General features: G+C 44.7%; 10 protein-coding genes and 2 pseudogenes. 11 read left to right on the top strand and 1 reads right to left on the bottom strand.

Features of this window, described 5'->3' with window-relative positions:
* Positions 1-5: 5 nt before the first annotated feature.
* The 5 genes from ACOZB4_RS18045 to ACOZB4_RS18065 all read left to right on the top strand — a co-directional run bounded on the left by ACOZB4_RS18045 (position 6) and on the right by ACOZB4_RS18065 (position 6,517).
* Positions 6-734, top strand: a complete 729-nt coding sequence (locus tag ACOZB4_RS18045; RefSeq protein WP_422759589.1) for an AAA family ATPase — start codon at positions 6-8, stop codon at positions 732-734.
* Between the two features lie 238 nt (positions 735-972).
* Complete coding sequence (locus tag ACOZB4_RS18050) at positions 973-2,151, top strand: DUF4317 domain-containing protein (protein ID WP_339270707.1); 1,179 nt, start codon at positions 973-975, stop codon at positions 2,149-2,151.
* A gap of 296 nt (positions 2,152-2,447) precedes the next feature.
* On the top strand, positions 2,448-3,152 hold the full coding sequence (locus ACOZB4_RS18055) for an ABC transporter ATP-binding protein (protein WP_379406819.1): 705 nt from the start codon (positions 2,448-2,450) through the stop codon (positions 3,150-3,152).
* Positions 3,152-5,479, top strand: a complete 2,328-nt coding sequence (locus ACOZB4_RS18060) for an ABC transporter permease (protein WP_379406820.1) — start codon at positions 3,152-3,154, stop codon at positions 5,477-5,479. The genes ACOZB4_RS18055 and ACOZB4_RS18060 overlap by 1 nt, the downstream gene beginning before the upstream one ends.
* Positions 5,480-5,971: 492 nt before the next feature.
* The gene (locus tag ACOZB4_RS18065; protein ID WP_379406821.1) at positions 5,972-6,517 is read left to right on the top strand and encodes a GNAT family N-acetyltransferase; all 546 of its coding nucleotides are present in this window, start codon (positions 5,972-5,974) and stop codon (positions 6,515-6,517) included.
* Between the two features lie 57 nt (positions 6,518-6,574).
* Here the strand turns inward: ACOZB4_RS18065 and ACOZB4_RS18070 are convergent.
* Positions 6,575-6,897 (bottom strand): annotated as a pseudogene (locus ACOZB4_RS18070) (hypothetical protein); the annotation flags it as partial.
* A gap of 226 nt (positions 6,898-7,123) precedes the next feature.
* Between ACOZB4_RS18070 and ACOZB4_RS18075 the strand changes: the two are divergent.
* The 6 genes and pseudogenes from ACOZB4_RS18075 to ACOZB4_RS18100 all read left to right on the top strand — a co-directional run bounded on the left by ACOZB4_RS18075 (position 7,124) and on the right by ACOZB4_RS18100 (position 14,111).
* A complete protein-coding gene (locus tag ACOZB4_RS18075; protein WP_379406822.1) occupies positions 7,124-8,629 on the top strand; it encodes an alpha/beta hydrolase family protein in 1,506 nt (501 codons plus the stop codon).
* Positions 8,630-8,685: 56 nt separating this feature from the next.
* A pseudogene (locus ACOZB4_RS18080) lies at positions 8,686-8,790 on the top strand (IS5/IS1182 family transposase); the annotation flags it as partial.
* Between the two features lie 11 nt (positions 8,791-8,801).
* Positions 8,802-8,984: a hypothetical protein gene (locus ACOZB4_RS18085; RefSeq protein ID WP_379406823.1), complete on the top strand. Its 183-nt coding sequence runs from the start codon at positions 8,802-8,804 to the stop codon at positions 8,982-8,984.
* Positions 8,985-9,119: 135 nt separating this feature from the next.
* Positions 9,120-11,333, top strand: a complete 2,214-nt coding sequence (locus tag ACOZB4_RS18090) for an ABC transporter ATP-binding protein (protein ID WP_379406824.1) — start codon at positions 9,120-9,122, stop codon at positions 11,331-11,333.
* 7 nt (positions 11,334-11,340) lie between these two features.
* Positions 11,341-11,871: a DUF1854 domain-containing protein gene (locus ACOZB4_RS18095; RefSeq protein ID WP_379406825.1), complete on the top strand. Its 531-nt coding sequence runs from the start codon at positions 11,341-11,343 to the stop codon at positions 11,869-11,871.
* 11 nt (positions 11,872-11,882) lie between these two features.
* Positions 11,883-14,111, top strand: a complete 2,229-nt coding sequence (locus ACOZB4_RS18100) for an ABC transporter ATP-binding protein (protein WP_379406826.1) — start codon at positions 11,883-11,885, stop codon at positions 14,109-14,111.
* Positions 14,112-14,335: the final 224 nt, after the last annotated feature.

Consider the following 14,335-nt stretch of genomic DNA (forward strand, 5'->3'; position numbering starts at 1 on the left):
GGCACATGGCAGGGGAAGTTCTGCTGTTTGATCGAATCACGGTATTATACGGCAGTAATGGCTCCGGCAAATCCTCCTTGCTGAATCTAATCGCCAACAAATTGGGAATTGCGGGCGCTGAGCGAATGACAAGCTATGGTCACAACGTGTACGCGCAGCGGTTTATCGAGGAAAGCAGCTACCAACTCGGGCATGATGACCAGGAGCATCCCATATATAAGCTCCCCGACGGGAGCCGGTACATCAAGTCAGAGGATCTATTGTATGAAATCAAGAAAATACAGCAGGAAAGCGTGCTTCGCGAAGGGCTGCTGCATGAGCAGTTCGTACAGGGAAAGAGCAAGGCCGAGGTAGAAGAGCTGGAGCAGTCGTATGAATTCAAGAAGAAGATGGACATCATTCAATTCGCTCAGGAGAAGTATTCGAACGGGGAAAGCTCGATGCAGTTTTTTGAGGAATATTTGCTTCCCGGGCAACTGTATTTATTGGATGAACCGGAAACGTCGCTTTCTCCGGCGAATCAAATCAAGCTGGCCGAGCAAATGAACGATCTGGCGCGTTATTTTGACAGTCAGTTTATTATTGCTACGCATTCTCCCTTTGTTCTGGGTACGCTTCATGCGAAGATCTACAATCTCGATGCCAAGATTTTGCAAACGGCAGAATGGTTTGAACTCGACAATGTACAATTCTTTTACCGGTTTTTTCATAAACATCAAAGGTTGTTTGAATGAATAGGTTCGAGTATCCGGAAGAGGTATCCTTCGAGTAAGGATATCTCTTTTTGGTATGGGTTCCCACAAGGGTATGTACTCGACTCAGGTATTCAAATATGCAACAATAGAGGATCAGGCGCACAGGGGAATTGACCCTAGGCACAGCAATGCAAGCCGCAAGATCGCTTACCAATTTGCGTTCCAATAATTTATACTATATAAGCTAGAATATATCTAAGGAGCTGCCGAATCCGATATGAACAAAAAAGAAGTCGCCAATATACGCAAGCAATTTAAGCTGGATCACGATTTAATGAATATTTACGATATTCTCAATGTCTATATTACGAAGGAAACGAATGAAATCTATCACTGGGAGCGCCTGCCGTTCGAACTGGTGGATCGGGAGAAGCAAGAGTTATACATGGGTAATTTCAAAAAACTGCTGACCGGCGAACTGGATCAAAAATTGTTCGAATTGAGGTTTCAGGAAGCAGCGGAAGAACCGGCGCAGGTCATGCTTCACCAAGCGCTCGTGTCGGGTGATCCGGAAGAATGGCAGGACTTGATGCTGATGCTGGTGGATAGAATGCTGAAGGATGCCCAATATGAGCGGGATATGGTGGTCACGTTCGTTCGGGGACAGTATTATATGCCGACCAAGGCGAGAAACGATGAAGCGGAAGAGAGCGAGAAGAACGAGGTGTTCGCCCATCCGTTTATTTTATGCAGTGTGAATTCTACGGAGAAACAACGGAAGACGCTCTTGTTCGATTATGTGGAGCGGGAGTTCAAGTACAATATCATAGTAGATCCGATTATCAAGTTAAGCACGCCGGAGCAAGGATTCCTGTACCCTAGCGTGACGGACAATTATTCCGATGTGAATCGTATTTTGTATTGTACGGGAAAATCGAATTTTCCGGATCCACATTTTGTCGAACAGGTCTTGAACGGAGAAAGATCCGTGACGGCACTTGAAGAGCGAGCGATCTTCGAGGATATCGTCAAGGAAGTGGCCGGCGAACAGCTCGATTCAGCGACCATTGCCCAGGTGTACGAGGAAATTAACCGGGTGATCGAAATTAACGAAGAGACGAAGGAGGAAGAGCCTCCAAAGCTGGATTATAAAGATCTGGAGCGCGTACTGAACGCAAGCGGCGTAGAGGACGTGACAACCGAGAAGGTGGAGCGGGCATTTGAAACCATCGTAGACAACAAGAACTATGAAATGAAAGCAACCAGCGTCATGCCGAAGTATACTTCCAAATCCATTAAGATCGAAACCAAGGTAGCTACGATTTCGGTTAGCCCGCAGGATTTAAGGTATGTCAAACAGGTGAATTTCCAAGGTAAACGCTGCATCATGATTGAAGTCGATGAAGATGTCGCGATTGAAGGGTTTACGCTGGCTTCAGAGACGCTTTTAAGTTAAATCAGTTCCATTTCAGACAAGATCAACAACTCTTCCATGATATTTTGGAAAACCGTTATAAGGATGAAACAGACCGCTATCCCACAGTTGGATGGCGGCTTTTTGTTTTTTACCTTTTGGAAAATTTCGTCCGGATTCAGCAATGGAATTCCCTTAGCCAGTCGCTAAAGGGAATTCCTTCTTGAGGCTGATGATGGAATACATCGCGTGTCGGGTGTCTCTTGTACCATAAGGTGTAATGATGAGATTAAACGCATCAAGGCCAACTGAAAATCCAATACGGGGAGATGTAAGAAGTGACAACGTTAATCGAATTCAAAAAGGTAACCAAGGCCTATCCAATCGGCGAAGTGACGATTCAAGCCCTTGCGGGTGTTGACTTTTCCATATTAGAGGGGGAATTCGTCGTGATTCTAGGGGCCAGCGGGGCGGGGAAAAGCACGATTTTGAACATTCTCGGCGGGATGGATACCGCTACCTCAGGACAAGTGTTTGTTGGAGATCAAGAGATTACGGGATGGAGCGAGAAGAGATTAACCGAATATCGAGGCGAGCAGGTTGGCTTCGTATTTCAATTCTATAACCTGATTCCGAATTTGAATGCGCTGGAGAACGTGGAATTTGCAACGGAGGTATGTAAGGACCATCTGGACGCCCGTGATATTTTACATAAGGTTGGACTAACGGATCGTTTGAAGAACTTCCCTTCCCAGCTCTCTGGCGGTGAACAGCAAAGAGTTGCGATCGCAAGAGCGGTCGCCAAGAATCCCGCGCTTCTGCTCTGCGACGAACCCACCGGTGCTCTGGATTATGTGACAGGAAAGTCGGTCTTAAAGCTTCTTCAAGATTTGAACAAGGAAACGAAGACATGCGTCGTGCTGGTCACCCATAATTCGGCCATCGCGCCGATGGCGGATAAAGTGATCCGCGTCAAGAGCGGGAAGATCGAGAGCATCACGATCAATGAGCACAAACAAAGCGTTGAAGGGATCGAGTGGTGATGAAGATTTTATCGTTGAAATTATTAAGGGACATGAAACAGTCGGTAGGACAATTCATAGCCATTGTTTTGGTTATCGCGGTGGGAGCTTTTTTCTACACGGGGCTGGTTACCTTGAGCGACAATCTTAGCGCCTATACGAAGGGGTATTTTCAAGAACATAATCTAAGCGACTTGAACGTCTATTACGGTGAAATTTCCGCAGAGGATGTTGCGGATTTACGGAGCATTGAAGGCATTCATCATATTGAAGGGCGTTATACCGTCCAGGCCGAACAGGCTTTTGAAGATGATAAAGCTACATTAACGGTGCATTCGATCCCCGTACCGAATGCAATTAACACGTCCAGGATGATGGAGGGCAGGATGCCAGAAGGGCCGAATGAGATCCTATTGGACTCCCACTATGCCGAGGCGCATCATTACCGTGTCGGTGATTCCATCAGCATTCGTGTGAATGACAAGGATATGACGTTCACGATCAGCGGTTTGAACGAGAATGTGGAGCATGCCAAGAAGAACGAAACCCAGGACCATCAAGCTTTTGGAATAGCTTATATCCCCGAAGAGACCATACCTGAAATCGCTGGCGGATTTTTCTACAATGAGATCATGATTGATGCCCAGAATGGTTACGACACGGACAAGTTAGGCCAAGCCATTGAGGCACATTCCCAGTCGCTCCCTTATGTAAGCCAGGTTAGCAAAGAGCGGACCTTCAACTATTCCCAGACCCAGCAAACGATTCATAATAATAAGCTGATGAGCAGGGTGATCCCGATCGTTCTCTTTTTGATTGAAGCGGTGATCCTGTTTCTGATCATGTCGAGGATTATCGATTCCCAGCGAAATCAAGTGGGCATTATGAAGGCATTAGGGGTGAAAAATAGAAGCATCATGCTTCACTACATGGGCTACCCTGTGCTGGCGGGTGTCATCGGCTCCATCTTGGGCTATGCCATAGCCGCCGCCCTGTTCATTCCACTCATTACAACGTCGATTGGAAGATCCTACTCCCTGCCTGACCTGACGTTCTCCCTTTCGTTCTTTACACTCCTACCTCCAATGATCTGCTCCAGTGCGTTTGGCATGCTGTCCTGCTATTTCAGCGGCAGAGCGATATTGCAAGAACGTGCTGCCCAGGCGATGCGTCCGAAACCGCCGAAGAAAATGAAGAAGCTGCTCATCGAGAAAGTTCCGGGGATGTGGAGTCGGCTGCCTTACAGCTACAAGATCATTCTAAGAAATATATTCTTAAATAAACAAAAAGCACTCGCGAGCTCCGTTGGCGTTGTGGTCAGTACGGTTTTGTTGATCAGCGCTTTTGGCACGCAGACGGCCCTGCTCAAAGTAGCTAGCCAGATTGAAGAGGTAAATACGTATGATTTACGAGTCGATTATAGGGTGGGATCGTTCCCGGATCAGGCAGCACTGCCCTCCGGCATTGCAGACCATTATGGGTTGTCCACCTACCCTGTGGAATTCATCCAAGGGGAAAATAAAGAAAACGCTGCGCTCGTGGTTACGGAGCAGAATAATGAGTTGATTCGCTTTTATGATGAAAAAGGCAATCGGCTATCGTTAGAGGAACATGGCGTGCTGGTACCGAAATCTTACGCGGATCAGTATCATATTGCTGAAGGGGATACGATTCAGATTCAATTTACGGCACCGGAGTTTAACCAAACCATCGTCGATATGAGGGTTCTGGATATATCCACACAGTATTCGAATCCGTCGTTCTACAGCACACCGGGCTATATGAAGAGCTTGGGTATAGACTACAATCCATCCTCGCTGTTAGTAAGCGTCCAAAGCGCTGCAGATCTGGCGGGAGTTCGCAGCTTCTTTGAACAAGACCCGCAGGTGGATGCCATTGCAGACAAGGATGATCTCAAGAAATCAGCGCAATATATGCTGAAGCAAAACAGCTTTATCTTCATCATGTTTATCGTCTGCGCCGTCATTCTGTCCTTCGGCGCCATCTACACCATCTCTTCCATCAACATTTACGAAAGGAATCGTGAGCTTGCTACGCTGAAGGTCTTAGGCTACCCCAAACGTAAAATCAATCGGCTAATCTTCTCTGAAAACATGCTGTTAACCGCTTTTGCAATCATTGTCGCTCTGCCGATCAGCGGTTATGTCTATTCCATCATCATACAGGCGCTTTCGAGTACGCATCAGCAAATCCCGGATCAATTAAACCTTGTGATTATGCTGGCATCGGTTGTGCTTGCGTTCTTACTAACTCTTCTCTCCAACCTCATGCTTCGGAAAAAGGTGACGCGGATTCATATGATTGAGTCGTTGAAGGGTGTGGAGTGAGGTTTTTTTCATAAGGAGGACCGAGTACCCTAGACTTCCAAAAATATCGGTAGCAAGATCAGGGTATTGGTAGAGCGTCAGCATTTATTGATGACCTGAGAAAGCGCCATGGCTTTTTTCATGAGGCGTGGCGCTTTAATATCTTTTTAGCAGCGATAAGTTTGAAATATGACATTCTCAATAATCATCGCTTTAGGGCCTGTACGCAAACCTATTTCAGCCATATCCTTATCGAAATCAACGCCAAAAAAGCCTTGAACATGCTCGCTGTCCTGTCATAGCGGGTCGCCAAGCGCCGAAAATTTTTCATTTTATTAAAGGCTCTTTTCGTAAAGATTGATGCTTTAAATTATAACAAGGAATAATTTACTTTTTATGGTATTATATAAGGAGAGGCTTATTCAGCTAACGGGCAGTAATGTTGAATAAGATAGGGTTTAATTATCCTTAAATAAAATATTTTCAAAACATCATAAAAGGAAGTGTGTAATATTGGGTAGTGAAAGTAAACTCATTATTTCTCCATTAAATAATGAGTTAATAGAGGATATCAATATGACAAATGATTATTTTAAGTTATATGGTAGAGTTGTCCCCAGTTTACAATCAGGAAGGTGGTCTTATAAAGAAGTTCTTTTTGATGAAACTAGAGAAACACGTTTTCCAGATGACAAACTTGATTGGAGCCAATATATAAACCGAGAGGATAAAACTTTGTTTTTAGCTTATATGAATAATACTTGCATAGGACAAATTAGAATAATTAAGGATTGGAATCGCTTCTGTTATATTGAAAACATTGCTACTAAAAAAGATTATAGAGGCAGTGGAGTCGGAAAGTTGCTCTTAAATAAAGCAGAAGAGTGGGCAAAACAAAGAAAACTTATAGGAATGTCCTTGGAAGCACAAGATGATAATCTTGGAGCATGCAGATTTTATGTGAAACAAGGATTCATACTAGGTGGAGTTGACACACTAAAGCAGTCATATAATCCTAATATTGAAACCACTTTATACTGGTATAAGTTATTCAAGTAACGGGGGCTTTAGCGGAATAAGTAATACAGTCGTTCCAACATAGGAATGGCTGTTTTTTTATACCTCACGTAAGAAATTGACGGTAATGCTATTTGAATTTTGGCAAGCATTGAGGAGCATTTGGTTTATCTGCTCCTTTTCAGCCAACTTCTTACTTTGCTGAAGGGAGCTGAACCAGTAAAGATAATTATCCAAGTACTTTGTAGCCACTCCTTGGAACCTATCCATCCAGCCTTTTGAGCAATGACTTGACCATTTCGGTCCTGGGCGACAACAACAGCAATTTTAAGATTGCTAATCCCTCTCAATTTATCTCTACCGCCGCGTTTCTTAGGTTCCCTGTCCAGTGTTCTGCGTCCTTTTAAAGACTCTTTGAAGAATGGCTTAATGAAGACATTTAAAGGCAGCGAACTTTTTCTTAGAACGCATAGTGTAGGTGTTGTAAATAAAAAGTGCAGGATTTATCCTTGGATGATCCGGGCCTTGCGCGCATCATCGTGCAGCCTTACAAGCGTGTAAGTTAATTGTCATCTAAATCAATGGTACCAACCTGGCTGCTCCTCTAAAATACTCCCTAGATAGGATTATTTTTAAGGGGGAGTTGGCGTGAGGTTTTTTGAAATGCTGCTATTCTTTTCGAGTGCGTGTTTGTTGGCATTCCAGTTCATAGTCAATCAGCGTATCCGAAGACCAGCTTTGCTCCTGACAAGCGGAGCAGGCTCCATTTTTTTAGTGATCCATTTGCTTGTCGAAGGATACAGGGTTCAGCTATTATTTTTATACGGATTTACGCTCCTGATGCTTATTCTTTCACTGATAGACGCTTTCAAAACACCGGCAGTCGTTCAGACTGCTTCGCGAATCCGTAGGGTGCTGGGCCGCCTTTTTATCGGGTTTGGGTTAATCGCAACGGGATGCTTCCTCTATGTGTTTCCCGTATTCAACTTTCCGGAGCCAACTGGCGAGCTGAAGGTAAGTACACAAGTCTTTCATTTCATCGATTCAAGCCGGGAGGAGACATTTGGCACAACCGCGACAGGCAAGAGGGAATTGATGGTTCAGGTATGGTATCCGGCCCAAGCTGGCTCCAGCAAGTATGCTCCCTTTATTCCCGACACCCGGATTTTACGTTATATGGCTGCGAACTATGGCCTTCCCGGGTTTACTTTTCAACACTTGAAGTACGTATCCAGTCATGCTTATTCGGGGGCCGAAGTCTCTTCAGCACAGACTTCATACCCACTGATCCTTGCGAATCCCGGCTTCGGCTCTTCCAGGTTCCTCCATACGTCGCAAGCCGAAAATCTCGCGAGTCACGGATATATCGTGGCCGTGATCGACCACACCTTCAATACATTTGCAACTGAGTTTCCAGATGGTCGAATCACGACCAGCACAACCAACGACTTATTTTCGCCCGACCACGATTATCGGACCGAAAGCGGAAATCGCGACAAATTGGGAAAAGTTTTAACAGATGATGTGGCTTTTGCGCTGGACCAGTTCGAGCTTATCCAATCGGGGCAGATTCCAAGTCGTTTTAAAGGGAAGATTGATCTCAAGCATGTCGGGGTGTTTGGTCATTCCATCGGCGGAGCGACGGCCTATGACGCTTCTTACGATCCGCGAATCACGGCCGGAATAGACTTGGACGGAGGGCTTTACCGACTGCGTGACAGAGAGGGTCTGCAAAAGCCGTTTTTATTCATCCACTCGGAAAGCGAATTTGAACAATTAAAAATGGTGAGGAATAACCTAGTTTACACGGATGCAGAGCTTGACCGTATGGGCTCAACAAGAGAGTGGATGGATCAAGTAACGGAAGATAAAAAGCTGGAGCTTAAACGGATGCGCGAAACGGTCAACGAAGGGGGACAAGTCCTCTATATTGAAAATACAGAGCATTTGAATTTTACCGATGTCCAGTTCATTTCTCCTATTTTCAAAACACTGGGCATTACAGGAAAAATTGCACCTGAAAGAGCGAGCTCCGTTATTATTGCCTATATGCTGGATTTCTTTGACATGTATCTGAAAAATCAAGGTGGAAACTTAATGAAAGGACCGGATAGCCGCTTTCCCGAGATGAAGTTCGCAACCCCCCTACTATAAATGATGGAACAAGCTGCCGATTTCGACATGCTCCCTTATTAAGTAAACAGGTTTAAATAAACCGTTTCTTAAAGGGGAGTTTGACCAAGATTCATGCCGTGGTCGATGCACTGGGAAATCCGCTACGCTTCGAATTAACAGCTGGACAGGCACACGATTTTTGTGGCGTGCAGTGAGATCCGAAGACTTGGAAGGACAGGGCCAGTATATTTTGGAAGGGTATATTATCCTGGTGGGAAACGCTATGGCCGATTTTGCTTGCGAACCTGTGAAGTCACTGGTTGAAGCCTCGGTTGGGAGCGGAACGGGTATGCTGTACAATGCAAATAAAGGAGTATACTGGTACGAGCTTTAGCTGGATGAGACTTAAGAACACACACTATCTTCACATCTTAATTGATAATATATTTACAGGGGATAAATACCTTTTTGGGGTTCTAACGAAAAATATTCGGATTTATGGATGTATCGAATGATGAAAGGGGAGCCCATGATCAAAAGCTTACCGCATGAAGTGATTGTTGCGATACAACCTCATGAGCCTTATGACGTTATCTACTGGATGTTATGTGATCGGAGCATAGATGGCGAAGGCTTCGCAAGCACGTATTTAATTCTGAGTAAGGAAAAGCTTTTAGTTGTGTCATTCCAAGGAGATACGGCGAATGTAGAGTCCATTGATATCGACAATATTGAAACCGTATTCACCGTCAATTTAATCGCCTCCGGTATCGTTGTTCTACAAGAGGATGAGGAGCGGGTCATCGGAGCATTTACGAATGGACAGATGGGGAGCGCTGCCAAGTTTGTCTCGATCTTTACTAAGATTAAGAAGAAAGAAGACATTAGCGATGAAGAGGTTGTAGATCGCCAGGAGAACATCACTTGTCCGAAATGTGGAATGAGATATCCCGAAGAAGGCAGGCCAATTTGCCCGAAATGTATGAAGAAGCATGCCATATTCTCTAGGCTGCTTAGATTTGCTGGACAGTATAAACTTCTGATGTTTTTCATTGTCCTGTTTATGCTGCTCAATTCCGCTACAGGTCTTGCCATACCTTATCTGCAAGGTACGGTATTGTTCGACCAAGCCCTTGGGAATACCGGAGGCTTCGCTGGACGAATTGGTCTCGTGATCCTACTCATTTTTGTTTTTCGAACGATTTCCTTATTGTTCGGGATCCTATTTAGCACGATAAATGCCAGATTGGCGGCGAATGTAGTATTTGATTTGAAGGCAAGCGTGTTCGCTGCGATGCAGCGGTTATCGCTTAGTTTTTTTCAGAAAAAACAGACGGGTCAGCTCATGACAAGGGTTAGTAATGATGCGCAAGAACTGCAGTATTTTTTCGTGGATGGCATTTCTTACTTTATCGTCAATGCCATGAATATCATCGGTATTACAACCATTATGTTGATTATGGACTGGAAACTCACATTGATCTGCTTCATCCCGATTCCATTTGTCTTGCTGCTGATACGATGGGTGTTCCCTAAGCTATGGCGGTTGTCCTGGCGGAGACATCGACGTGTGAGCATGCTCAACGCCATGATCAGTGATACGATACAGGGTACGCGAGTTGTGAAAGCATTCGGGAAAGAACGTCAAGAGCTTGAGCGTTTCCAGAGAGCGAATTCATCCTACTCAGACTCGGAACAGTCCTTTAACCTGATGAGCAGTACAATCTTCCCGATATTAACGATCCTTACTCAATTTGGGGGCATCTTAATCTGGGCTTTTGGTGGTTGGAGGGTGATGCAGGGTAGTCTCTCGTTCGGTGAAATCATGACTTTTATAAGTTATATTTACATGCTGTATGGTCCACTACAGTTTATGAATAACATTGTCAATTGGTGGTCCAGTTGTATGAGTGCGGCGCAGCGCATTTTTGAAATACAGGATGCCGTCTCCGATGTTGTAGAAAAGGAGGATGCGATTCCTATAGAGCGCTTGAATGGCGATATTCGCCTTTCCCATGTCACCTTCGGTTATGAGCCGAACAAGCTGATACTGAAAGATGTGTCAATGCATGCAAAACCAGGCCAGATGATCGGTGTCGTGGGACGCTCGGGTGCCGGTAAATCCACACTCGTGAATCTGATTTCTCGCCTATATGATGTTACAGATGGTGAAATCGTGATAGACGGAGTTAACGTAAAAGATCTCCAAATCGACACGATGCGCAAAAACATCGGGATTGTGTCGCAAGAGCTATATGTGTTTATGGGAACAATCGCCGAGAATATTGCTTACGCTGATCCTGAATGCTCGCTGGATGACATCATTAACGCTGCTCGAATTGCGAATGCGCATGATTTCATTGAAAAGCTGCCCGATGGGTATGACACGATCGTTGGTACTGGAGGTCATATCCTGTCTGGTGGAGAGAAGCAAAGAATATCCATCGCACGGGCGGTTCTGCATAATCCCCAAATTTTAATCCTGGATGAAGCAACGGCATCACTGGATACGGAGACGGAACTTCAAATTCAAGAAGCGCTTGAAATGCTAATTCAAGGTAGAACGACGATAGCGATTGCACATCGGTTGTCTACATTAAGAAATGCGGATTACTTACTGGTTATGGATGGAGGCAAGGTTGTTGAAGAAGGGACACATGAACAATTAATGATGATAAAAGGCGTATACCATGGCTTAGTACAAAAGCATGATGAAGCGCTGAGCATGAGAAGGGTGGGTTAATCTTTTAATGCAAATCACGGAACCTAATCAATCCGATTTGTCTGTCGCAGCGAGCATGAATTATTTAACGGCTGATAACACAGTGTTTACGAAAACGGAAGGCCAAATGCTTATGGTTCAAGTGAATGATGAGAAATATCCGGCGGTATATTTGCATTGCTCCTTCCCACACACCAATAGAAGAGAATATATATCGGTTCGCACAGGTGAGAATAAAGAAATTGGCATCATCAAGTCTTTGGATGAAGATTTTCCGAAGGATACCGTTAGCCTGCTTGAGGAGCAAATAAAAATGAGATATTTTGCTCCTGAGATCACGAAACTGATCAGAATTAAAGAAGAATTCGGGTACTCCTACTGGGAGACGGAAACCGTGTCCGGGAGTGTTAGGTTTACGGTTCGTAGCGGCGGAGGGAATGTGAAGCTCGTAACCGATCGCAAGCTGTTAATTATCGATGTGGATGGGAACCGATTCGTCATCGAGGATATCAAGCATTTAAGCGAAAAGGAATATCGACTGGTAGAAATGTATATATAGGGGAGGCTGCGATGAACCTTCAATTTAAGCTATCAGAGCAAGATCTTCTAGCTGTTCAGCAAGCCTTAGGAGAAAATATTACGTATTGCGTCCCCGCAGATTTATCGTTTGATAGCCGTAGGACGGATGGTTATTTTGTGATTGGGGAGACCAAGTGGGTCCACGTAGACAATGGGACAGTTACCGAAACCTGTGCAATTCATGAGGCACATGATTATAAGGTTGTTCCTTTAATCGGAAATGTGATCATGGAGGCGACGCATATGCAGACCCCGAGGATCATCATCCGGTGTACGATGCAGCATGCGGCAAGGCTCTCTTACATTGCTCAAATTCTGAATTACATGGCTTCGAACAGTAAGATCCGGATCTACAACAATGAGAGCGAGAATGTATGTTCACAATGCGGCGGCTACCTTGTTAAAGGTACTAGGTTATGTCCGAAGTGTATGAATAAAGGAGCTGCCTTTAAGAAACTCTGGAATGTTTCGAAGTCACATTGGAAAATATTGATCACGGCACTCGCCGTTCTATTAATCATGTCGGCTGTTACGCTAACAGGCCCTTATTTTCAAAAAACACTTGTGAACTCGGCTTTGCAGCCGCCAGACGGCGTAAACCCAAGTACGCGGATATTTCTAATGGCTCTCGCTGGAATTGCATTTGGTTTAGTAGCAGGAGAGTTGTTAGGGGTATTAAGGGGTAGGATTATGGCCCGTGTAAGTTCAAGAATTGCAGCGGATCTGCGTAATCTTGTCTTTGAGAAGATTCAAAGCTTGTCGCTTGGATTCTTAACCTCGCAGCGTGCTGGCGATATCATGAACCGAATTAATTCTGATACAGACCGCATCCGGAATTTGATTCAAGAAGTGTTTTCGATGGCTATTTATCAAATCATCATGCTGGCTGCTGTGAGTTTCCTGCTATTTCACACAGACTGGCAGCTTGCCCTTATTATTATTTTGCCGGCGCCGATCGTTGTTTATATTCAATATTTTGTTTGGAAAGTCGTGCTTAAAAAGCTCTTTCGCAAACAGTGGCGGGTTCATGATAAAGCCAATTCATTCCTGCATGATGTGCTGAGCGGGATTCGAGTGGTTAAAGCATTCGGTAAAGAGGAGCGGGAGATTAAGCGGTTCAGAGCATATCACCGGGAGTATGCCTTAGCTACAATCCGGAGTGAAAAAGTATACAGTTATTTATCGCCTATTTCCCATTACTTGATCCAGATTGGACAATATTTTGTATTGCTAGTAGGCTGTAATATGATTCTGGGCGGGAGGCTGTCCCTTGGTGAATTAGTTCAGTTTACGGGTTACGCAGCCATGATCTATGGTCCACTTGGGTGGTTAATGAATATGCCTAGATGGATCGCTAACGCCCTCATTTCTGTAGAGCGTGTATTCTCGGTCATTGATGAACAGCCGGAAATCATCGACACGGCGAACTCCACGAAGCACAAGATTGATGGGACGATAAGTTTTAAGAATGTTACCTTCGGATACCAATCATATGAACCCGTGCTCAAGTCCATCGATGTCGATATCAAGAAGGGGGAAATGATAGGTCTCGTTGGTCACTCGGGATCAGGAAAGTCTACGTTTATCAATCTCATCTCCCGCTTCTATGATGTCAATGAAGGAACGATAAGCATCGACGGTGTGGATATTAGAGATATCAAGCAGGAAGATTTACGTTCTCAAATCGGGGTTGTGCTGCAGGAGACATTTTTGTTCAGTGGAACGATAATGAATAATATCAAGTATTCAAAACCAGAGGCAACGATGGAAGAAGTGATACAGGCTGCAAAAATTGCCAATGCACATCATTTTATTAGCCAGTTCCCAGACGGTTATGATACCAAACTGGAGGAGAACGGGAATAATATTTCAGGTGGTGAAAGACAGCGGCTTGCCATTGCTAGAGCCGTGTTGAACAATCCTAGAATTCTAATATTGGATGAAGCAACGGCTTCGCTAGACATCGAGACAGAATCGGAAATCCAAGAAGCGCTGCAGCGTGTCACCAAGAACCGGACAACAATTGCGATAGCACATCGATTGGCCACATTGAAAAATGCGGATCGACTTCTTGTACTGAATAAAGGAGTCATTGCAGAAATCGGGACCCATGAAGAATTGATCGAGAAGCAAGGAATATATTACAAGCTGGTAACTGCGCAGCGAAACATGTCTAAGACCCAAACCGAACGGGTATTGGAGCCAACCTTACATACTTGATGCATTCGGATTCTGAAAGCCCGGCGGATATGTCGTTGTCGACCGGCCCTGATCCCAAAATGATACAACCTATCCCGAGCTTTGTCGGAATAGGTTTTTTTTATCCAAAGGAGGCATTCCAATTAAATCGGCGAGGCGAGAATCAACGATTTACATGGTACATAAAAAAGGAATTGAGACCTGCATGGCAAATAGTTAATTCTAGGAAGCGTTCTCACGAGAAA

Origin of the sequence: Paenibacillus sp. NPDC058898 (assembly GCF_049316025.1) — a bacterium.
GTDB lineage: Bacteria > Bacillota > Bacilli > Paenibacillales > Paenibacillaceae > Paenibacillus_AQ.

Excerpts from the sequence above, each read along its gene's own strand:
- ACOZB4_RS18100 (WP_379406826.1), top strand. The coding sequence starts at position 11,883 with ATGAACCTTCAATTTAAGCTATCAGAGCAAGATCTTCTAGCTGTTCAG.
- ACOZB4_RS18060 (WP_379406820.1), top strand. The coding sequence starts at position 3,152 with ATGAAGATTTTATCGTTGAAATTATTAAGGGACATGAAACAGTCGGTA.
- ACOZB4_RS18045 (WP_422759589.1), top strand. The coding sequence starts at position 6 with ATGGCAGGGGAAGTTCTGCTGTTTGATCGAATCACGGTATTATACGGC.
- ACOZB4_RS18095 (WP_379406825.1), top strand. The coding sequence starts at position 11,341 with ATGCAAATCACGGAACCTAATCAATCCGATTTGTCTGTCGCAGCGAGC.
- ACOZB4_RS18090 (WP_379406824.1), top strand. The coding sequence starts at position 9,120 with ATGATCAAAAGCTTACCGCATGAAGTGATTGTTGCGATACAACCTCAT.
- ACOZB4_RS18050 (WP_339270707.1), top strand. The coding sequence starts at position 973 with ATGAACAAAAAAGAAGTCGCCAATATACGCAAGCAATTTAAGCTGGAT.